This window comes from Pseudooctadecabacter sp. (genome assembly GCF_020627745.1).
In the GTDB taxonomy this organism is placed as follows: Bacteria; Pseudomonadota; Alphaproteobacteria; order Rhodobacterales; family Rhodobacteraceae; genus Octadecabacter.
Genome location: NZ_JAHDGE010000041.1, coordinates 1 through 20,956, shown reverse-complemented (window position 1 = coordinate 20,956; position 20,956 = coordinate 1). Strand labels below are relative to the sequence as shown.

The following is a 20,956-nucleotide window of genomic DNA, read 5'->3' as shown; positions in this document are numbered from 1 at the left end:
CCATCGTGGACGTGCCAATCGGTGACGAACTGCTGGGCCGCGTTGTTGACGGTCTGGGCAACCCGCTGGACGGCAAAGGCCCCATCGGCGCGAAAAAGCGCGGCGTGGCCGAAGTGAAGGCGCCGGGCATTATCCCGCGTAAGTCTGTGCACGAGCCAATGGCCACCGGCCTGAAGTCCGTGGACGCGATGATCCCTGTTGGCCGTGGCCAGCGAGAGCTGATCATTGGCGACCGTCAGACAGGTAAAACAGCCATCGCGCTGGACACGATCCTGAACCAGAAGTCCTACAACGAAGCCGCTGGTGACGACGAAGGCAAGAAACTGTACTGCGTCTACGTGGCTGTCGGCCAGAAACGCTCCACAGTGGCACAGCTGGTCAAGAAGCTCGAAGAAAACGGCGCTATGGAGTATTCCATCGTTGTGGCCGCGACGGCATCCGACCCGGCCCCGCTGCAGTTCCTTGCACCTTATGCCGCGACAGCCATGGCGGAACACTTCCGCGACAACGGCCGTCACGCGCTGATCATCTATGATGACCTGTCCAAGCAGGCCGTGGCCTACCGCCAGATGTCCCTGCTTCTGCGTCGCCCACCGGGCCGTGAAGCCTATCCTGGTGACGTGTTCTACCTCCATTCCCGTCTGCTTGAGCGGTCTGCGAAGCTGAACGAAGACAACGGCTCCGGTTCCTTGACGGCTCTGCCGGTCATCGAAACCCAAGGTGGTGACGTGTCCGCGTTTATTCCGACAAACGTGATTTCGATCACCGACGGTCAGATCTTCTTGGAAACCGAACTGTTCTATCAGGGTATCCGTCCTGCTGTGAACACCGGTCTGTCCGTGTCCCGCGTTGGGTCCTCCGCACAGACGAAGGCGATGTCTTCGGTTGCGGGTCCCGTGAAACTGTCGCTGGCCCAGTACCGCGAAATGGCTGCCTTTGCGCAGTTCGGTTCCGATCTGGACGCCGCCACCCAGCGCCTGCTGGCCCGTGGTGCCCGTCTGACAGAGCTGATGAAGCAAAAGCAGTATTCGCCACTGACCAACGCCGAAATCGTTGTGATCATTTTTGCTGGCACCAACGGCTACCTCGACAAAGTCGATGTGGCGGATGTGGGCAAGTGGGAAGACGCAATGCTGGCACATATGCACGCCAACAACGCCGATGTTCTGGATTGGATCACCAACGAAGATCCAAAGATCAAAGGCGACGCGGCTGACAAGGTGAAAGCAGCTCTCGACGCATTCGCCGCCGATTACGCATAAGGGAAAGGATACAGGCACATGCCTAACCTTAAAGACCTTAAAAACCGGATCGAGTCGGTCAAGTCGACCCGCAAGATCACCAAGGCCATGCAAATGGTGGCCGCCGCAAAACTGCGGCGGGCACAGGATGCGGCTGAGATGTCCCGCCCCTATACGGAGCGGTTCAACGCAGTGATGGCGGGCCTGGCAGCGGCTGCTGGGGGTGAGGGCGCGCCCAAACTCCTCAGCGGGACAGGCTCCGATCAAGTGCACCTGTTGGTGGTCATGACAGCCGAACGTGGTCTGTGCGGTGGCTTTAACGGCAATATCGCCAAACTCGCCCGCTCTCACGCGGCTGAGTTGAAGGCGCAGGGCAAGACCGTAAAGGTTCTGACTGTTGGCAAGAAAGGCCGCGACGCGATCCGCCGCGATCTGGAAGACAGCTTTGTCGGTCACGTGGACCTCTCCGAGGTCAAGCGCGTGGGCTACGACAACGCACAGGACATCGCCCGCGACGTGCTGAACCGCTTTGATGCGGGTGAATTCGACGTCGCCACGATCTTCTATGCGAAGTTCCAGAACGTTGTGACACAGATCCCGACAGCCCAGCAGATCATCCCCTTCTCCGTGCCCGAAGGCACCGAAGCGGACGAAGGCACGCTTTACGACTACGAGCCCAGCGAAGAGGCCATCTTGGCCGATCTGCTGCCGCGCGGCGTCGCCACGGCGATCTTCTCTGCCCTGCTGGAGAACGGCGCATCCGAGCAAGGTGCACGGATGTCCGCCATGGACAACGCGACACGAAACGCTGGCGAGATGATCGACAAGCTGACAATCGAATTCAACCGATCCCGTCAGGCCGTCATCACCAACGAGCTGATTGAAATCATTTCCGGCGCGGAAGCGCTGTAAGAAACCGGAGAAACGAAAATGGCAAAAGCAAATGGCAAAATCACTCAGGTGATCGGCGCCGTTGTGGACGTTCAGTTCGATGGCGATCTGCCAGCGATTTTGAACGCGCTGACAACAGACAACAATGGCAAGGAACTGACGCTGGAAGTGGCGCAGCACTTGGGTGAAAACACCGTTCGTGCCATCGCGATGGACGCAACCGAGGGCTTGGTCCGCGGTCAGGCTGTAGCCGACACCGGCGCACCGATCTCCATTCCCGTGGGCAACGCCACACTGGGCCGCATCATGAACGTCACCGGTGATCCCGTTGACGAGCAGGGCCCTGTGAACACCGACGCCCGCCGTTCGATCCACGGCGAAGCGCCCAAGTTCGAAGACCAGTCCACCGAGACTGAAATCCTTGTGACAGGCATCAAGGTCATCGACCTTCTGGCGCCTTACACGAAGGGTGGTAAAATTGGTCTGTTCGGCGGTGCCGGCGTGGGCAAAACCGTTCTCATCATGGAACTGATCAACAACATCGCGAAGGTGCACTCCGGTGTGTCCGTGTTCGCCGGTGTGGGTGAGCGGACCCGTGAAGGCAACGACCTTTACCACGAGATGATCGAATCCGGCGTTATCGTTCCCGATAACCTGCCAGAGTCCAAAATCGCACTGGTCTACGGCCAGATGAACGAGCCTCCGGGAGCGCGTATGCGGATCGCTCTGACCGGTCTGTCCCTTGCGGAACAGTTCCGCGACGACACCGGTTCGGACGTGTTGTTCTTCGTGGACAACATCTTCCGCTTCACACAGGCCGGTTCCGAGGTGTCCGCGCTTCTGGGTCGTATCCCTTCTGCTGTGGGCTACCAGCCAACACTGGCCACCGACATGGGTGCCATGCAGGAACGTATTGCGTCGACGAAAGGTGGCTCGATCACCTCCGTACAGGCCGTCTACGTGCCTGCGGATGACTTGACCGACCCTGCGCCGGCCACGTCCTTTGCCCACCTTGATGCGACGACCGTTCTGGACCGTTCGATCTCGGAAAAAGGCATCTATCCGGCTGTGGACCCGCTGGGTTCCACGTCCCGTCTGCTGGACCCGCTGATCATCGGGGATGAGCACTACAAGGTTGCAACCGACGTTCAGCAAATCCTGCAGCGTTACAAATCCTTGCAGGACATCATCGCCATTCTGGGCATGGACGAACTCTCTGAGGACGACAAACTGGCCGTGGCACGTGCCCGTAAGATCGAACGTTTCCTCAGCCAGCCGTTCGACGTGGCGAAGGTCTTCACCGGTTCTGACGGCGTGCAGGTTCCACTTGAAGACACGATTTCGTCCTTCAAAGCCGTTGTCGCAGGCGAGTATGACCACCTTCCCGAAGGTGCGTTCTACATGGTCGGCGGTATCGACGAAGTGAAAGCCAAAGCCGAGAAAATGGCTGCTGACGCAGCTTAATTGAGAAGTAGGAGCCACACACATGGCAGACTTCAAATTCGACCTTGTCAGCCCTGAGCGCCGTTTGGCGGCTCTCGACGCGACCGAGGTTCAGATCCCGGGTGCGGACGGGGATATGACGGCGATGGCCGATCATGCCCCCACCATCACCACCCTGCGGCCCGGCATCCTGTCCGTGACGCATGCCAAGGGCACCGATGACTACTTCGTGTCCGGCGGGTTTGCGGAAATTACGGGCAATGCCGTTTCCGTTCTTGCCGAGAAAGCGTTGCCCAAGGGCGACGTGACCCGCGAGTATATGGATGGCCTGATCGCCGACGCCGACGCGGCCTTCGAGGCCGCCAAGCAAAGCGGGCAGGGCGTGGACGAGGCCGATATGGTCCGCAACACGCTTGTCGATGCGATGCGCGCTGTTGGTGTCTGATCTGCACCCAAACTATTTGACGAAGGGCGTCCCGACGGGGCGCCCTTTTTCGTAGAAACCGATGGACCGTGTCATCATCACCGGCGCCAACGGATCGGGCAAAACCCATCTGGCGCGCCGTATGTCCGACGCGCGGCCGGATGTCCCATTGGTTCATTATGACGCCCTGAAACTGACCAGAAACTGGGAACGTCGGCCCAAGGACGTCGTCTCGCACGACCTTGCATCGGCCCTGAAGACCCCGTGCTGGATTGTCGAAGGGGGGCCATCATGTCTGCCGGTGGCTTTGCCGTACGCCGATGCGGTCGTATGGCTTGATCCTCCGTTATCCCTCCGTGCGCTGCGGCTGTTTGTGCGGCCCGTGACGTTTCGGAACCGGACACGACCGGAACTTCCCGACGACAATCCTGACCACCTGATTTCGCAGTGGCGGTTCGGCTGGCGCAGCCTGCGGGCGGATGCACTTTTTCGCCGTACGATCCACGACACTGTGGCGGCTGCAACGATCCCTGTTATCCGGTGCCACACCCGCGTTGATGTCGACAGCGCGCTAAGTTTGTGGCGGACGCCCCCGCACCCATGACAGCGACCAAAAGTGTCGCAGCCCCCCCAAGTGGAAAAACCGTCGCCGCATCCTAAGTTATTACACAAGATGTAATGGTAAGGCGCGTCATGAACTTTCAGTCATCCGGCACAACCTTTGGCACCGCAGTGAAACTGACAGGTATTGCGATGCTGGTCTACCTGGTGACAGCGACCACCGCCTTTTCCCATGTCCGCTGGTTTGTAGATGCCAATGTCACGATCGAGGATTTTGAATCCTACACCCTGACCAGCCCCGAAGTCCTGATCTGGATTGCGATTTCAGTTGTCATTGTTGCGGCTTCTGTCGTGCTGGATGCATTGCTGCCAAACGTCCGGATTGTCGGCAGCGAAACCCGACATGACTTCATCGAAATCCTGCGCATCTTTACCGGCATGTCGATGCTGCTGACAGCATATGAAGGGGCGATCATCGCGCCGCATCTTATCGCGTTCGGGGAATTCGGGACCGTGCTGATTTTTCTTCAGGCGATCATCGGCATATTGTTTATCGCCAACCGGTTTATCCGCCACGCCGCGATCCTGCTGTTGATCCTGCATCTGGGTCTGACGGTGAAGTTCGGTCTTCTGGCGGCACTTGAATATTTCATCATGGTGGGGATCGGAATATTCCTGCTGATCAACAATCTTCCGACCGAAGAATTGCGTGAAAGGTATAAACCGTTTTCCGTCGCGATCCTGCGCATCTGCGCCGGTATCTCCCTTATCGTGCTGGGGCTTGCGGAAAAGCTGTTCGGGGCGGTGCTGGCAGAAAGTTTTCTGGCCGCGAACACCTGGAATTTCCTGCCGGCCATCGGCTTTGATTTTTTCACCGACCGCCTGTTCGCGCTGTCAGCCGGATTTGTCGAGGTGATCTTTGGCGTCATCCTCGTTTTGGGGACCACGACACGCCTGAATGTGCTGGCCCTGTCTGTCGTCCTTCTGGCGTCCAATGTCCTGTTCCTGATCGAAGGCAACAACGAAGCGGCATTGGTTGAATTTGTGGGACATATGCCTGTCATTGGCGTCGCGCTTATCCTTATGTTGCTGGGTGCGGGGCAACGCTGGCGTTTGCGTGCGGTTTTGCCTGCGCGGCGCAAGAACACCAACCTCAAGACTATTCGGGTACCAAGTGATGCGTGATTTTTCCCTGCGGTTTCCATACCTCATCTACCTGTGTATCGCGTCAATTCTGGTAGGTGCGATCATTGCGCCCGTGTTTCGCGACATGCCCTTGCAGGAACCCACGGTTGACATGCTGGCCCATGAGATGGCGCATGGCACCCTGCAAGTTGATCCCGATACAGCCCCGCAAATCCGGATCGAGGTGGACAAGGACCCGAAGACAGGGTGGAACCTGACCCTTCTGACCGAGAATTTTACATTCTCTCCCGCGGGCGTGAATGGACCCCACGTGCCAAACGAAGGCCACGCCCATCTCTATATCGACGACATAAAGGTGGCGCGGATGTACGGCCCTCATTTTCATATTCCCGACCTGCCGTTGGGGGATCATGTTGTGACGGTCAATCTAAGCACCAATGACCATTCCTACTATGTCATCGGCGAAGACCGCATCGCGGCTGAATTGACCGTAACGCAAGACATCTTGCCGGACGCTGAAGGCTGATCACGGGCCGCGTCAGCGGTGTTCAAATGTCGGGCTGGCCGCAACCGCAGGCAGTCTGCTGACAACTGATGTCAGCAAAACGCGCGATTTCGCTTGCCCCTATCGCCCTGTCCGCGTCATCTCGGACCATGAAAAATCGCGCCTATATCTTCATTCTGATCACCCTGATGATTGATGCCATCGGCATCGGCATCGTCTTTCCGATCATGCCCGACCTGATGGACCGTGTGGGTGCCGGCAACACCGGCGAAGGCGCGTTCTGGGGCGGGATCCTTATGGCGTCCTACGCGGGGGCGCTGTTTTTGTTCGCGCCGGTTATTGGCAGCCTGTCCGATGCGTTCGGGCGCAAACCTGTGTTGCTGCTGGCGCTGTTCGTTCTGGCTGTGGATTATGTGATTATGGCGCTGGCAGATGTGTTCTGGGTCTTGCTGGTTGGGCGCATTCTGGCCGGCATTGCGGGGGCGACCTACACCACGGCCACGGCTTATATTGCGGACATTTCGTCACCCACGGAACGGTCGGCGCGCTTTGGCATGATCGGGGCCGCGTTTGGCATTGGCTTCGTTCTGGGACCCGCCATCGGGGGGATCGCCGCCGAATGGCATATCACCGCGCCGTTCTGGATCGCAGCGGCAATCTCAGGACTGAATGTGGTCTTCGGGCTGTTTGTTCTTCCTGAAAGCCTGCCCCCCGAGAAACGACGGTCCTTCGGCCGCCGTGACCTTAACCCGTTCAAAACCATTCTTGAGGCGTTCCGCATTCCGGGCCTTGCTGTACCTCTTGTCTGTCTTTTTCTGTTTGAATTCGCCAACATGGTCTATCCGACCCTATGGGCGTTTTTCACACGTGAACTGTTTGGCTGGTCGACGCTCTATATCGGGGTGTCTCTGGCGGGCTACGGGATTTTGTTGGCGATCGTGCAGGGCGGCTTGTTGCCGGTCTTTATCAAACGGTTCGGGGAATACAGGACGCTGCAACTGGGCCTTGCATCAGCCATCATCGGGATGGTCGGGTTCGGGGTCATCAGCACGGTGACGGGTCTTGTTATCTTTCTTCTGTTGGCGGCCCTGTCCGATCTCACCCCCCCGATGATCACCGCTATGGCGTCCAATACGGTCGAGGAGGACAAGCAGGGGCTGGTTCAGGGGGTGATCGCATCCCTTGCGTCTATTGCGGCGTTCCTAGCGCCATTGGTCGTCACCGGCACGTTCGAGGCTTTCGTTGACGACAGCGGAATTTATCTGCCGGGTGCGCCATTCCTGATGTCAGCGGTACTGCTGGTTGTTATCGTGCCGTTGTTGGTGCGGCTGCGGCCTTTGGCGCAATCCTGAACCAGATTTATCTTATATGTGCCCGAATTTGTCGCTATCGTGTCCGATGGATAGGGGAAGGCCGCCTTTCGGTGCGGAAATAACATGAAGCGAATGCGCAATCATCTGATCGGGGTCGATCACGGGGACATGGTCATGTTTTCCGATTTCGAACATGACGGTGTCATGTGGGCGGGCGACGGCGCGCGACAGGTGCGGGCCTATGTGGAATTTTCCGAAAGCTTCCGTGCGCCGCCTGTGGTCATGGCAACCCTGTCCATGTTCGATATGTCCAACGGGTCAAATTCACGCGCCGATGTGCAGGCCGAGGATGTCACCAGCGACGGCTTCGCCATCGTGTTCCGCACATGGGGCGACAGCAAGATCGCACGCGTCCGTGTCGCGTGGCAGGCCATCGGGGAATTGCGGCAGGCCGACGAATGGGACCTGTACTAACCCGCAGTTAACCGGCGGAATACATGCCCTCGTAGATCGGCTGCAACGTGTTGTGGTCAAACAGGGACGACACGGATGTGCCGTTCCATGTGTTCATGATCGCCTGTGCGAACATCGGGGCCGTGGGGACAATGCGGATTTTGTCGCAGCCTTTCACCGCCTCGGTCGGCACGATCGTGTCGGTGATGACCAGATGTTTCATCACGGATTTGCCGATGCGGTCGATGGCAGGGCCGGACAGCACGCCGTGGGTGATGTAGGAATGCACTTCCTTGGCACCGTGATCCATCAACACCTCGGCTGCTTTGCACAGGGTGCCTGCGGTATCGACAATATCGTCCACGATCAGACAGGTGCGGTCCTTGACGTCGCCGATCACCGTCATTTCAGCCACTTCACCGGGCTTGCCACGGCGCTTGTCGACAATGGACAAAGGCGCGCCGATCCGTTGGGCCAGATCGCGGGCACGGGCGACGCCACCCACATCCGGTGACACGACCATCACATCATCGCGCCCCTTGAAGTGGTGCATCGCATCCAGCGCAAAGACCGGCGCGGCATAAAGGTTGTCCACGGGAATATCGAAGAACCCCTGAATCTGCGTGGCATGCAAATCAAGGGTCAGAATCCGTTCGATCCCGGCCTCAACCAACATATTCGCAACCAGCTTGGCGGTGATGGGCGTGCGGGCCTTGGACCGGCGGTCCTGCCGCGCATAGCCGAAATAGGGGATCACAGCGGTGATGCGCGCAGCCGAAGACCGGCGCAGGGCGTCCGCGATGATCAACAATTCCATCAGGTTGTCGTTGGCGGGGTTCGATGTGGACTGGATGATGAACATGTCCTCCCCACGGACGTTTTCGAACACCTCGACGAAAATCTCGCCGTCGTTGAACCGTTCAACCCGCGCATCCACCAGCCCCACATTGATGCCACGGTGCATGGACATCCGCTTGGCCACGGCTTTGGCAAGGGGTTGGTTCGCGTTGCCGGAAATCAGCTTCGGTTCGATCAGGTTTGGCATGGGGGCAGGTCCAATGATGACAGATTCGTGACGTTGACACCGCCTAGCACGTAACTAACCTGCCACCAACAAAACTCGGGGCGAATTAGGAGAGCCAAATGCCACATATTGATTACTACTTCGCGACCATTTCCCCCTTCACCTATCTGGCCGGACCGGAGTTTGAGGCGGTCGTCAAAAAGCACGGCGCAACCGTGACCTACAAGCCGCTGGACATCATGGGCCTGTTCGGCGCCACGGGCGGCATTCCCCCCAAGGACCGGCACCCGAACCGGCAGGAATACCGCCTGCAAGACATGCGCCGTCGCGCTATTGTCACCGGTCTGCCCTTCACCATGAAACCCGCGCACTGGCCCACCAATATGGCCCCGTCGTCCTATGCGATCATCGCTGCGCAAAACGCAGGCGGCAACGTGGGCGCGCTGGTGCAGGCCCTGACGCGCAGTTGTTGGGCAGACGACAAGAACATCGCAGACGACGACGTGATCCGCGCCTGTCTTGAGGAAACCGGTTTTGATCCCGCACTGGCCGACAGCGGCATGTTGGAGGGCGCGGACACCTACGCCCGCAATCTGGAAGAAGCCGTGGCCAAAGGCGTCTTCGGCGCGCCGTTCTTTATCTCCGACAAGGATGAACGGTTCTGGGGGCAGGACCGCATCGACGATCTGGATCGCCACCTGTCCGGCGAATTCTAGGTGCTGCGGCACATCGCGGGCCAAGACATCTGGGTGATGCAGACGGGGCAGGGGATGCCCCGTTTGTTTGTCCACTGTTCGCTGGGGCGCGGGCTGTCCCTGATGCCGCTGGCGGAGGCTTTGCCTGACGCCGCCAACACATTCTTCGATCTTCCGGGGCACGGCAAATCGGGCGCGTGGGCCGGACAGGATTACCACAGCGACAGTTTGGCCGTCGCCAGCGCGCTGACCGACGCGCCCGCCCACGTGATCGGCCATTCCTTCGGGGCGACCGTGGCCCTGCGTTTGGCCCTAGACGCGCCGGAAAAAGTCAGCCGTCTGACCTTGATCGAACCGGTGATGTTTGCCGCAGCCCGTGGCTCTGCGGCCTATGACGCCCACCAAACCGCATTCGCGCCTTTTGTGGCGGCCATGACGGCGCAGGATCGTGACACCGCATCTGCGGTCTTTACCTCCATGTGGGGCACCGGCCCTGCGTGGGCCGATCTGCCCGACAAGAACCGCGCCCGTATCCGCGACCAGATTCATCTGATCCCTGCCGCAGCCCCCGCGATTGAGGAGGATGTCCATGGCATGTTGGACCGCTTGGATCAGGTGCACTGCCCGGTGGATCTGATCGAAGGCAGCAGCACCCAGCCGGTCATTCCGGCCATTCTGGACGGGCTGGAGCGGGGTATCCCGCAGGCCCGTCGCGCGGTGATCGACGGGGCCGATCACATGGTGCCGCTGACCCACCCCATCCAGGTCGCCCACGCCATGACAGCCGTTTAGGCCTTCAACGCTGCCAGAAACGCGTCCACGCCCTCGCGGCCTACGGACCAGTCGCAGACCAGACGGCCCATGACCATTTCGTCCCCGTCGCCGTCCTCAGCGCCCATCAGATAATACTGGGCGCCCGCGGCGCGGACCTTTTGGTGCAGGCTGCGGGGCATCTCAAAGAACATCAGGTTCGCCTCCGGGTCGTAAGGGAACGTCACCGCATTCATCCCGCGCAACCCGTCCGCCAGATGCTGGCCAGCATCGTTGGCTTTGGTCGCCAGATCGTGCCAAAGATCGCCCTCTAAGTAAGCCTCCATCTGGGCAGACAGATAGCGATGCTTCGAGAACAGATGCGCGCCGCGCTTGCGACGCAGTTCGAATTCCCACGCGTGTTTGGGGTCAAAGAACACGACAGCCTCAACCCCCATGAGCCCGTTTTTCGTGCCGCCAAAGCACACGCAATCAATGCCCGCCTTCCACGTCATCTCAGCGGGGGTGCAGCCCAAGGTGACGATGGCATTGGCAAAGCGCGCGCCGTCCAGATGGGTGGCGAGGCCGAATTCGCGGGCCACTTCGGTCAGCGCCGCGATCTCATCCAGGGTGTAAACGGTGCCTTTTTCCGTCACCTGCGTGATCGACACCGGCCCGCGCTGGGGGCCGTGAACGCCGCGGGTTTCCTCGCCTTCAATCGTGGCGCGCAAGGTCGCGGGGGTCATCTTGGCGTTTTCATCGGGCACGCAGGTCAGCTTGGCGCCTGAGTAGAATTCAGGCGCGTTGCATTCGTCTTCGTTGATGTGTGACAGCTTGGTGCAAAAGATCGTCTCCCACGGATTTGACAAGGTGCCGAGGGCAATCGAATTGGCCGCCGTGCCTGTGGCGACCAGATAGACGGCGGCCTCGGGGGCCTCAAACAGATCACGAATTCCTTGGCGCACGCGGTCCATTTCGTCGTCCGCCCCGTAGCCAAAGCGGTAGCCGTCGTTGGCGCGGATCATGGCCTCCATCACCTTCGGGTGGGCGGGACCGGAATTGTCTGACGCGAAAAACATTTACACAGGCTCCTCAATGATGTGATCTTCCCAATCGTCGTCGGGGGTGTTGGCCTCGGACACCGTCAACCCTTGGACGGAGACACCGGCATCGTGAACAGACTGCGCCGTGCCGGTCAAAAGCGGGTGCCAATGCAGCAGCGGGCGGCCTTCGCTGATCAGACGGTAGGCGCAGGTTTGCGGCAGCCAATACATATGGTTCTGGATCGTCGCGGGCGTCAGCACGATGCATTCGGGCACGAAGTCATGACGGTTGGTGTAGGCGGCACAGCGGCAGCTGCTGTCATCGAGCAATTTGCACGCCACGCGGGTCAGGGCGACGTCGCCGCTGTCCTCATCCTCAAGCTTGTTGAGGCAACATTTGCCGCAGCCATCGCACAGCGCTTCCCATTCTGGCCGGGTCATTTTGTCCATGGGGATATTGGCCCAGAAATCAGGGCGCAGGCCGGTTCTGTCGATGGGATCAGACATCGGCCAGAATGTCCCGCGCGCGGGCGCAATCGGCGTCCATCTGGGTGATCAGCGCGTCCAGCCCGTCAAACTTTTCCTCACCACGCAGGTAATCGACCAAGGCCACGCTGAGTTGCGTGCCATAAAGATCGCCTGAGAAATCAAAGACAAACGTCTCACAATTCGGGGTGTTCACCCCGAACATGGGCCGCACCCCGATCGAGGCCGCGCCGTTGTAGCTGCCCGCGTGCGGCCCTTCGAGGACATCGACCTTCACCGCATAGACCCCGAATTTGGGCGGATGCAGCCCGTCGATGGACATATTCGCCGTGGGGTAGCCCAATTCGCGGCCCCGCTGTTCGCCAGTGATCACCGGCCCGTCGATGCGGTGCCAATGGCCCAGCATTTGTGCGGCAATACGCGGCTGCCCGTCAGTCAGCGCTTGGCGGATCGCGGTCGAGGACACGTTGCCTGCTGAGGTGGCCAGCATCGGTGCGATGGTCACATCAAAGCCCATCTGCGCCCCGAAGGCCCGAAGATCATCGGCATTGCCCGCACGGTCCTTGCCGAAACAGAAATCCTCACCCACGACCACATGGGTCAGGCCGAGCATGTCGGACAGGATATTCTGCGCAAATTCCCGCGGGGTAAGGGCGGCCAGCGCGTCGTTGAACGGCACCTGAAACAGGACGTCCAGCCCCAGTTTCTCAAGGCGATTGGCCTTGGCCGCCGCGTTCATCAGACGAAAGGGCGGGGCGTCGGGGGCGAAATACTCGCGTGGGTGCGGTTCAAACGTGACAATGCCCACAGGCGCGCCGTTTGCAGCGTTGCGCGTCAGGTCGATGACCGCCTGGTGGCCCAGATGCACACCGTCGAAATTGCCAATGGCCGCAGCTGCGCCACGGTCGGTTTGTGCGATGAACGCTGGGTCACGGATGATGCGCATGGGCAAGGCCTAGCGCGGTCCCGCAAGGGGCGCAAGTCAGTCGAATTTGCGCGAGGGGGCCAGCACCACAGCCTCACCCTTCAGGACCTTTTTGCCGTCAATTTCGCAATGGGTGTCCATGGTCACGCGGCGTTTGGCGATGTCCATGTCGGTGACGGTTACGATGGCCTCAACCATGTCGCCGGGGCGCACGGGGGCAAGGAATTTGAGGTTCTGGCCCAGATAGACCGTGCCATGGCCGGGCAGCTGTTCCCCGATCACCGCAGAGATCAGGCCAGCGGTGAGCATACCATGGGCGATGCGCCCTTCAAAGATGGTGTCCTGGGCGTATTCATCATCAAGGTGCACTGGATTGTGGTCGGTGGACACTTCGGCAAAGAGTTCGATGTCACGGTCGGTGATGATCTTGCGCAGGGACCGCGACATGCCGATTTCGATGTCTTCAATGCAGATGGTGCCGCGGGGGTCATTGCCTTGATTGTCGAGCATGATGTGATCCTTTAGGTAACAAAAAATCACCTACACTGCGTAGGTTGAAATTTTATTACTTTGCGGATGCAGCATCTGTCAAGGACGGATTGCCCTAGCGCAGGAAGCCGATGGAATAGGTCGGCGTCACTTTTTCCGTTTCGATATAGGCGTTTAGCGCGGCTTCATCCGGATGGCTGTCGGTCTTTGTTTCCGCCGCCGCAAGGCCGCCGGTGATGAAAAGCGTGTCGATGTCTTCCATCTGACCGCCCAGAATGTCAGTGCGAATCCCGTCACCGATGGCGATGATGCGCGGATCGTTCATGGACTGGGGCAGGGCGGCATAGCGACGGCGCGCGAGATCATAGATCGGCGGATGGGGTTTGCCGAAGTACAGGCTTTCGCCGCCCATCTCGGTATAAAGTGCGGCCAGCGCGCCCGCGCACCATTCGCGCGTCTCACCCCGATCAACAATGATGTCGGGGTTGGCGCAGAGCAGTTTCAGCCCCTTGGTCTTGGCATAGAGAAATTCGGGACGATTGATGGCCGGATCGGCCTGCGTGTCGAAGGGGCCGCAGCAGACGATGCCCTCGGCCTCCTCCAGCGGGACCTTTTGGATGTCGACCGGGTTTTCGATGATGGACAGGGGTTTGAAGAAGTCGTCGTCACGAGGCTCCTCCCCCATGAACCACACCTTTTGGCCGACGATGCCGCGATACATGGCCGCGCGCGCGCTGTCGCCGGAGGTGGCGATGGCATCCCAACTGTCAGGGTCCACGCCCATGTCGGTGATCTGTTTGGCCACGCTGTCCCACGGGCGGGGCGAGTTGGTCACGAGCACCACAGTGCCCCCTGCGGCGCGGTAGGTTTTCATTGCGGCGACGGCGTCGTCAAACGGTGTCAGGCCGTTGTGGATACAGCCCCACAGATCAACGAACGCCACGTCGTATTGAGTGGAGATTTCAGAGAAGGCGGTGATGATCTGGGGCATGGGGCATTCCTTCGGGGACGGACGGGTCGACGCTCTTGGCCGTTGGCCAAGACGCCCCGCCCGCCGCCCCGTCAGGGAAGGCGCACGGAGCGATGTTTAATCAAACCTTGAGGGCCGGAATGATCTGTTTCTTGCGGCTCATGATGCCGGGCAGGACAACCGCGTCGCCGGAAACGGCGGCGCCAAAGGATTTTTCGGCCACGGTTTTCGTCAGGTCATTGGGGACCAGCAGGGTGGCTTCCTCATTAAGGATATCCACGACAAACAGCAGGACCTGATCCACACCGTCTTCAGCCGCGACAGTGGTCATCGTCTGCATCAGGGATGCCTTGCGGTCCAGAACGATTGCGGGCGCTGTGGTTTCCAGAACGGAGACGCGAAATTTCGTGCCTTCGGTTTCGAATTCCTTGCTGTCCATGCGCAGCAGTTCGGCGTCCGAAAAGGCGGAGACATCGGATTTTGCCGCGAACATTTCGGCAGCATAGTCGGGAATGGCAACGCCCAGTTGACCGGCCAGGGCGACGGCCAGATCACGGTCACGGTCGGTGGTGGTGGGGGAGCGGAATTCGAGCGTGTCGGACAGGATACAGCTGAGCATCAGGCCCTTGATCGCGTCGGGCATATGGGCGGCGTGATCGCCCATCAGGTCATACATCAGCGTCGCGGTGCAGGCCAGCGGACGGATGGTGATGTCGATGGGACCTTTGGTTTCAATGCCACCCACCAGACGGTGGTGGTCGATGATGGCGGTGACATTGGCGTTGTTGATGTTGGCCGGCAATTCGGCGGGATTGTTGGTGTCGACAATCACGCAGGGCTGGTCGTCTTCGACGTCCGCGATGATGGCGGGTTCCTCAAAGCCCCAGCGTTTGGCGACGAAGGCGGCTTCGGTGTTCGGTGTGCCCAACAGGCGGGCGGCGGCGGGTGTGCCGGTGTGGTTCAGGAACCAGTCCCAGATAAGGGCGGATCCGAGGCTGTCGGTGTCGGGGGCCGTGTGGCCGAAAACGAGTGTGGTCATGCAAATCACCTATGGGGTTAGCGTTTGCGCGCCTTATAGGAGGGGGCGTGGCCCTTGTCACGGGGCAGCAGATGCAGGGCAGCTATGCACCACCCAGAGTGCCCAGACAAAAGGCCAGCATCAGGCCGACGGTCACGGCAATGCCCGCCTGATAGCTGTCTTCGCGGTAGGCTTTGGGAAAGATTTCAACAGCGAGGGAGGCGACCACGGCGCCGGCGGCAAAGGCGCGGATGAGGGAGAGAACCTCTTGCGGGGTGTCCTGCAGCAATGCGTGGCCTGCCCATGCCGCACCCGCCAGCAGCAGGGCCGTGGCCGCCCAGATGCCTACAACGCGCCATCGCGTCAGCCCCGCCTTGCGCATGGCCTGTGCGCCGCCTGCGGCCTCGGGCAGGTTCGACAGCATGATGGAGCCTGCAAGTGCCGCGACCTCAGGCGCGGAGGCAGAAATCAAGGCTACGCCGAGGGCGAGATTTTCGGGAATGCCGTCCAGTGTGATGGCCAACAGCAGCCCGCCGCCGTTGTCATCGCCAAATCGCGCGTCAACCCATTTGTCCAGGGTCGTGAACGTGACGGCACCGGCCAGAACGGCCGGAACCAGCCAGTGAAGTTCGACATGCATGCTGGCGGGTTTGATCAGTTCATCCACAACCGCGACGATCAATGCACCGCCTGCCATGGCGATCAGGAAACCTTCAAGCCTGCGGGGCAGGGTGCCATAGGCCCCCCAAAGTGCCCCGCCCAAGAGGGCGGCGGAGACGACGGCGATGACAATGAGCAAATCCATAACGGCCTACGCCTGTGCCTGCGGGTGGGTTCCATCACTCTTGCCGTGATCACGGGGCTGGCGCAATGTGCCCCCATGAAGGAAGCCGATCTTTACCCGCCCGTGAAGGCCTATTTGCAACGTCAGGGGTATGATGTGAAAGGCGAGGTCGGGGCCGCTGATGTGGTCGGGCGGCGTGGCGATGATGTGGTGATTGTCGAGCTGAAGCTGGGGTTTTCGCTGGCGCTGTTTCATCAGGGAATAGACCGGCTGGCCGTGACCGAAGACGTTTATGTGGCCGTGCCTGCAGGCGGCAAGACCAAGGCGCTGCGCAACAACGTCAAACTGGCGCGGCGGCTGGGGCTGGGCGTTCTGACCGTGCGGTTGCGTGATGGTTTTGTTGAGGCACTGGCCGATCCGGGGCCCTATGCGGCCAAACGGCTGAAAAAGAAAAAGACCCAGCTGTTGCGTGCCTTTGACCGTCTTGAGGGGGACCCCAACGCAGGGGGTGCCACGCGCCACGGGATCGTCACGGGCTATCGTCAGGACGCGTTGAAATGCGCACGATTTCTGGCCGTGCATGGCGCCAGCAAGGGCGCCAAGGTGGCCGAATGGGCCGAAGTTCCGGTGGCCACACGGATCATGCGTGAAAACCACTATGGCTGGTTCGAAAAGGTCGAAAAGGGCGTTTATGGGTTAAGTGCCGCGGGCCGGGCGGCTTTGGCCGACTGGGGCGACATCTAGGGCCCTGACTTTAGAAACTGTCGCGGGGGGTGACCACCCAGCCGTTGCGGTCCAGGAGCGCCAGCACGCCGTCCTGCCCGATCAGATGTGCCGCACCAAAGGCCAGAACGATGCGGTCATGTTTGGCGGCGGCCTCTTCGATCACGGGGATCCAGTTGCGGTTGCGGCTGACCAGCAGGTCCTGTTCCATCTGGGCCATCTGCGCATCAAAGGTGGCTTGGTCGATGTTGGGCAACAGCTGGTGCGTGAACCCCGCGATGTGCCAGCTGTGGGCGGTCATTCCGGCGAAATAGAACTCCGTCAGCGCCACAATCAGCGCGTTCTGGTCGTCGCCGTCCATGACGGCCAGCTGCAATGCGGCCAGCTGTTCGTCAAATGTGCCGCCCGACAGCAGCGCGAAGGTATCCTGCCAAGGCTCAAGCGGGGCGGTGGGCACGCCCAGGCGGGCCGCGTCCTGCATCAGCAGCGTGTCCAGCCCGGCCTCCCCCTGCACCATCGCCTGCATGGCACAGGGCGGCAGGGCGAGGGACATGGACAGGAACCACGGCTGCATTTTGGCGGCCATAAAGCCGGGGATGGAGCGGTCGGCGGCGGCTGTGCGGATACTCTGCCAGGTTGCGTCATCCAGACGTTCGGGCAGGGTCGGGCCGTCGGTGATGGCCAGCAGATCGGGGTTGTCCGCCATATGGCGCTGCAGGGCGGTCTGGTCGTCCAGTGTGGCCTCAACCAGCAGCAGATCGGCCTGAGAGAGTGCGCCCTGCACGGCGAAACGCAGGACGTCATGACGGGGGTCGGGAAGATGCATTGTGCCCACGAGGGTCAGCACAGTATCGCCCCGCCGCGCGGTCCATTCAAGACCGGTGCCATAGGGCGTGCTTGCGGCGCGGGCGTCCAGCGCTGCGCGGTCTGCCAAGGACAGTTGATCGACAAAGCTGGGGCCGACACATTGGGCCGCCGCCATGAATGGCAGGACACAGAAAAGGGCGATCAGTCTGAACATGGCGTCATCCCGCAATGAAGGTGTCCCTGAGGGTAGGTGAGTGCGCCCTTTGAGCAACCACAAAGATCACCGCCCCCAAAATGAGGGCGGCCAACCCGTCCGGTCAGACAGGTTGGCCTAGGGGCTGCGGCATGTCGCCTGCGATTCTCTGGCCCAACCGTGTGAGCCATCCGCCAAGCCGCACCCGAAGTCCGCGCCGGGCCACCGGGACGGTTGCAGGGCTGAGGCCGGGTTCTGCGGCGATGTCGCCAACCGTCACGAGGCCAGCGTTATAGGCCGCGGGATCAATGGCAGGATGGGACACGCCCAGATCGAGGCGCGTCGGCGCATTGCGTTTGACGACCTGGCGCACGCCAGCGGGGCGCGGGTGAATGTCACGCGGCTGGTGCGGCGGGACGTAGAACAGATTTTGCATAACAGTATTCCTGAAGAAGGAGTCCAAAAACGGGTGAGGTTTGAGGGGCAGAAAAGGCGCCTGAGGGCGCACGCGACCGACGGGGCTGCATCAGCAGGCTCGGGTAAAATATCCTTTCGTCATGTCGCTCTCCTTCTTGGGTGGCTGTGTCATAGGACGCGACAAAATGTCCAATCAAGGATTATTTTCCGCCCACTTGCAGAAAAACAGAATGTTGCGAGGACGCCCGCGCAGGTTGAAAGATGCTGCGCAGACGGGGGCGTCTGGGACATTTTTGATGATGGCATGACCGCTGATTCATATTGAATCGCCGGTTAACCGGTTTTTGGGATTCGGTGGCTAGACCCGTCGCGCACAGAAAACCAGCGGGATCACATGACCACATATCTTTTTGACACTGTCTTTTTGGGCAACCGCCCCGACGTGGACCCTGATGAAACCAACCAGGATTCCGAACAGGCTGCCTCCCTTTTGGGGCCCTATGCCAACACGCCCGAGGTTCAGTTGACGGTGGATGACGCCAACGATGACGGGGCGATTTTTGACAATGAAAACGCCTCAACCGACTCGGTCAGTTACGATGCGGGCGCGGGCCCTGTTCTGGTGCAGCTGGATTCGACGCTTCAGTATGAAGCGTTGATCCTGCGGGGCGATGGCACGACCTATACCGCGACCGCGACGGTGTTTCAGATGGACAATGGCGATGTGTTTTTGCTGGGCAACATTCTGGACGGTGAGAACGTGCAATCCATCGAACTGACGTCGGTGATCAGATCGGATTTCGGGGGGATCGCGGCGCAGGATCGGCGGCATGACATCAACACGGTCTGTCTGACGACAGGCACACAGATTTTGTGTGACGGCAAAGAGGTCGCGGTGGAGGATCTGCGGGAGGGGGATCTGGTGCAGACCCTGACGGACGGGGTGCAGCCTGTTCTGCTCATCGGGAAACAGCGGCGCGCCGCGCGGGACCGGATCGGTCCCATAAGGTTCGAGGCAGGAAGCCTTGGTGCGGGCCTGCCGCGCCATCCGCTTGAGGTGTCGCCCAATCACCGGATGCTGGTCTCATCAAAGATCGCAGGGCGCATGGCGGACAGCACGCGGGTGCTGGTACCTGCAAAACGGTTCTTGGGGCTGGAGGGGGTGACGCAACGCAGTGACGGCGGCCACGTGACCTATTGGCATGTGCTGTTTGCGCGCCATCAGGTTGTGTTTGCCAATGATGCACCGGTCGAAAGCCTGCTGCTGGCGCCGATGGCGCGGGCTGCATTGCCGCTGTCCACGCGGCTGCGTTTGCCGTTGATCGAACAATCGGGGCACGTCGCGGTCAGTCGCCGCCCCGTCTTTCCTCTTATGGGACGGGGCAAGTTTGACCGGTTGCTTGCGCGCAGCCGGAAGAACAACAAGCCGCTGCTTGATCCGCATCTTATGGATGGCGCCCAACGAATGGCAGAGCGTATCGCGGGCTGACAGGCGACCGGACGGGACCGCCAATCAGGGACCCCGGCGGCGCGTGGGCCGACACTTGGCATCGGGATGACAATTCTTTTCGGATCGGTTGTTGACAGCCTCAAAATGCTTGCCTAACTATCCGCCGTTAGCACTCGACCCGAGTGAGTGATAACGGCCTTGCGAAACGCGGGGTCATTTTGAAATTATAAGCTAAGGAGCTCCTGACATGGCTTTTACACCGCTTCATGACCGCGTGCTGGTTCGCCGCGTAGAAGGCGAAGAAAAGACCGCTGGCGGCCTGATCATCCCCGACACTGCAAAAGAAAAGCCCTCCGAGGGTGAAGTCGTTGCTGTGGGCGAAGGCGCACGCAAAGACAGCGGCGAGCTGATCGCGATGTCCGTCAAAGCAGGCGACCGCATCTTGTTCGGCAAGTGGTCCGGCACGGAAATCACCGTCGACGGTGAAGAGATGCTGATCATGAAAGAAGGCGACATTCTGGGCACGCTGTCCTAAGCGGACGCCCTTTCGTCATTCGAAATTTAATAAAACTGGAGAAAGAATATGGCTGCTAAGGACGTCAAATTCGATACCGATGCCCGCAACAAAATGCTGCGCGGCGTCAACATCCTTGCCGATGCGGTAAAGGTGACACTGGGCCCCAAAGGCCGCAACGTGGTTCTGGAAAAGTCTTTCGGCGCGCCGCGCATCACGAAAGACGGTGTGTCTGTCGCCAAAGAGATCGAACTGGAAGACAAGTTCGAAAACATGGGCGCGCAGATGGTCAAGGAAGTTGCTTCCCGCACCAACGACGAAGCCGGTGACGGTACAACAACCGCAACGGTTCTGGCCCAGGCCATCGTCAAAGAAGGCATGAAAGCCGTTGCCGCTGGCATGAACCCAATGGACCTCAAGCGTGGCATTGATCTGGCGACAACCACCGTGGTTGAAGCGATTGTTGCAGCGGCCCGTCCGGTTGCAGACAGCGCGGAAGTGGCCAAGGTCGGCACCATCTCTGCCAACGGCGAAGAAGCCATCGGTCAGCAGATCGCAGACGCCATGCAGCGTGTGGGCAACGACGGTGTGATCACCGTTGAGGAAAACAAAGGTCTGGAAACAGAAACAGACGTCGTCGAAGGCATGCAGTTCGACCGCGGCTACCTGTCCCCCTACTTTGTCACCAATC

25 protein-coding genes are annotated in these 20,956 nt (G+C 60.2%); 15 read left to right on the top strand and 10 right to left on the bottom strand.

All coding sequences use genetic code 11. The features are described 5' to 3' along the window. The 9 genes from atpA to QZ653_RS13085 form a co-directional block, all read left to right on the top strand. Positions 1-1,262, top strand: a 1,262-nt coding sequence (atpA, locus tag QZ653_RS13125) for a F0F1 ATP synthase subunit alpha (protein ID WP_296420633.1), incomplete at its 5' end; no start/stop codon positions are given. Positions 1,263-1,280: 18 nt separating this feature from the next. After that, the gene (locus tag QZ653_RS13120) at positions 1,281-2,153 is read left to right on the top strand and encodes a F0F1 ATP synthase subunit gamma (RefSeq protein ID WP_296420631.1); all 873 of its coding nucleotides are present in this window, start codon (positions 1,281-1,283) and stop codon (positions 2,151-2,153) included. A gap of 18 nt (positions 2,154-2,171) precedes the next feature. After that, entirely contained in the window at positions 2,172-3,596 is a 1,425-nt protein-coding gene (gene atpD / locus QZ653_RS13115) for a F0F1 ATP synthase subunit beta (protein ID WP_296420629.1), read from the top strand. Positions 3,597-3,618: 22 nt separating this feature from the next. After that, positions 3,619-4,020, top strand: coding sequence for a F0F1 ATP synthase subunit epsilon (locus tag QZ653_RS13110; RefSeq protein ID WP_296420627.1), 402 nt, complete (start codon positions 3,619-3,621; stop codon positions 4,018-4,020). A gap of 61 nt (positions 4,021-4,081) precedes the next feature. Then, entirely contained in the window at positions 4,082-4,603 is a 522-nt protein-coding gene (locus QZ653_RS13105) for a DNA topology modulation protein FlaR (RefSeq protein WP_296420626.1), read from the top strand. An 89-nt stretch (positions 4,604-4,692) separates the two neighbouring features. Next, positions 4,693-5,745 (top strand): DoxX family protein, encoded by a 1,053-nt coding sequence (locus QZ653_RS13100; protein WP_296420624.1) that lies wholly within the window; start codon positions 4,693-4,695, stop codon positions 5,743-5,745. Beyond that, the gene (locus QZ653_RS13095; RefSeq protein ID WP_296420623.1) at positions 5,738-6,232 is read left to right on the top strand and encodes a hypothetical protein; all 495 of its coding nucleotides are present in this window, start codon (positions 5,738-5,740) and stop codon (positions 6,230-6,232) included. The genes QZ653_RS13100 and QZ653_RS13095 overlap by 8 nt, the downstream gene beginning before the upstream one ends. Positions 6,233-6,360: 128 nt before the next feature. After that, positions 6,361-7,563 carry an MFS transporter gene (locus tag QZ653_RS13090; RefSeq protein ID WP_296420621.1) on the top strand — a complete coding sequence of 401 codons (1,203 nt, stop codon included), beginning with the start codon at positions 6,361-6,363 and terminating at the stop codon, positions 7,561-7,563. 84 nt (positions 7,564-7,647) lie between these two features. Then, positions 7,648-7,998 (top strand): H-type lectin domain-containing protein, encoded by a 351-nt coding sequence (locus QZ653_RS13085; RefSeq protein WP_296420620.1) that lies wholly within the window; start codon positions 7,648-7,650, stop codon positions 7,996-7,998. A gap of 7 nt (positions 7,999-8,005) precedes the next feature. On the opposite strand, the gene QZ653_RS13080 is transcribed toward QZ653_RS13085, so the two are convergent. Next, positions 8,006-9,022, bottom strand: a complete 1,017-nt coding sequence (locus tag QZ653_RS13080; protein ID WP_296420618.1) for a ribose-phosphate pyrophosphokinase — start codon at positions 9,020-9,022, stop codon at positions 8,006-8,008. A gap of 98 nt (positions 9,023-9,120) precedes the next feature. Between QZ653_RS13080 and QZ653_RS13075 the strand changes: the two genes are divergently transcribed. After that, a complete protein-coding gene (locus tag QZ653_RS13075) occupies positions 9,121-9,717 on the top strand; it encodes a 2-hydroxychromene-2-carboxylate isomerase (protein ID WP_296420616.1) in 597 nt (198 codons plus the stop codon). Between the two features lie 54 nt (positions 9,718-9,771). Continuing rightward, positions 9,772-10,488, top strand: coding sequence for an alpha/beta fold hydrolase (locus tag QZ653_RS13070; RefSeq protein ID WP_296420614.1), 717 nt, complete (start codon positions 9,772-9,774; stop codon positions 10,486-10,488). Here the strand turns inward: QZ653_RS13070 and QZ653_RS13065 are convergent. From QZ653_RS13065 to QZ653_RS13035, 7 genes are all read right to left on the bottom strand, one after another. Next, a complete protein-coding gene (locus tag QZ653_RS13065; RefSeq protein WP_296420612.1) occupies positions 10,485-11,525 on the bottom strand; it encodes a threonine aldolase family protein in 1,041 nt (346 codons plus the stop codon). The two genes, QZ653_RS13070 and QZ653_RS13065, sit on opposite strands and share 4 nt — an antisense overlap. Next, entirely contained in the window at positions 11,526-11,996 is a 471-nt protein-coding gene (locus QZ653_RS13060; RefSeq protein WP_296420611.1) for a YcgN family cysteine cluster protein, read from the bottom strand. Continuing rightward, complete coding sequence (locus QZ653_RS13055; protein WP_296420610.1) at positions 11,989-12,921, bottom strand: bifunctional riboflavin kinase/FAD synthetase; 933 nt, start codon at positions 12,919-12,921, stop codon at positions 11,989-11,991. The genes QZ653_RS13060 and QZ653_RS13055 overlap by 8 nt, the downstream gene beginning before the upstream one ends. 36 nt (positions 12,922-12,957) lie before the next feature. Further along, the gene (locus tag QZ653_RS13050; RefSeq protein ID WP_296420608.1) at positions 12,958-13,410 is read right to left on the bottom strand and encodes a MaoC family dehydratase; all 453 of its coding nucleotides are present in this window, start codon (positions 13,408-13,410) and stop codon (positions 12,958-12,960) included. Between the two features lie 94 nt (positions 13,411-13,504). Beyond that, a complete protein-coding gene (locus QZ653_RS13045) occupies positions 13,505-14,380 on the bottom strand; it encodes a TIGR01459 family HAD-type hydrolase (protein WP_296420606.1) in 876 nt (291 codons plus the stop codon). 100 nt (positions 14,381-14,480) lie between these two features. Then, complete coding sequence (locus QZ653_RS13040) at positions 14,481-15,398, bottom strand: manganese-dependent inorganic pyrophosphatase (protein WP_296420604.1); 918 nt, start codon at positions 15,396-15,398, stop codon at positions 14,481-14,483. A gap of 82 nt (positions 15,399-15,480) precedes the next feature. Beyond that, positions 15,481-16,182, bottom strand: coding sequence for a ZIP family metal transporter (locus tag QZ653_RS13035; protein ID WP_296420602.1), 702 nt, complete (start codon positions 16,180-16,182; stop codon positions 15,481-15,483). A 75-nt stretch (positions 16,183-16,257) separates the two neighbouring features. Between QZ653_RS13035 and QZ653_RS13030 the strand changes: the two genes are divergently transcribed. Next, positions 16,258-16,905, top strand: coding sequence for a DUF2161 domain-containing phosphodiesterase (locus QZ653_RS13030; RefSeq protein WP_296420600.1), 648 nt, complete (start codon positions 16,258-16,260; stop codon positions 16,903-16,905). Between the two features lie 10 nt (positions 16,906-16,915). Here the strand turns inward: QZ653_RS13030 and QZ653_RS13025 are convergent, their stop codons facing one another. After that, positions 16,916-17,905, bottom strand: coding sequence for a TraB/GumN family protein (locus QZ653_RS13025; protein WP_296420598.1), 990 nt, complete (start codon positions 17,903-17,905; stop codon positions 16,916-16,918). 103 nt (positions 17,906-18,008) lie between these two features. Further along, positions 18,009-18,320 carry a hypothetical protein gene (locus QZ653_RS13020; protein ID WP_296420597.1) on the bottom strand — a complete coding sequence of 104 codons (312 nt, stop codon included), beginning with the start codon at positions 18,318-18,320 and terminating at the stop codon, positions 18,009-18,011. A gap of 375 nt (positions 18,321-18,695) precedes the next feature. Here QZ653_RS13020 and QZ653_RS13015 point away from each other — a divergent pair, with 375 nt between their 5' ends. The 3 genes from QZ653_RS13015 to QZ653_RS13005 all read left to right on the top strand — a co-directional run. Then, positions 18,696-19,790, top strand: coding sequence for a Hint domain-containing protein (locus tag QZ653_RS13015; RefSeq protein WP_296420595.1), 1,095 nt, complete (start codon positions 18,696-18,698; stop codon positions 19,788-19,790). A gap of 208 nt (positions 19,791-19,998) precedes the next feature. After that, positions 19,999-20,286 (top strand): co-chaperone GroES, encoded by a 288-nt coding sequence (locus tag QZ653_RS13010; protein ID WP_296420594.1) that lies wholly within the window; start codon positions 19,999-20,001, stop codon positions 20,284-20,286. A gap of 48 nt (positions 20,287-20,334) precedes the next feature. After that, positions 20,335-20,956 (top strand): TCP-1/cpn60 chaperonin family protein (locus QZ653_RS13005; protein WP_296420592.1); only part of this gene is annotated, 622 nt, incomplete at its 3' end.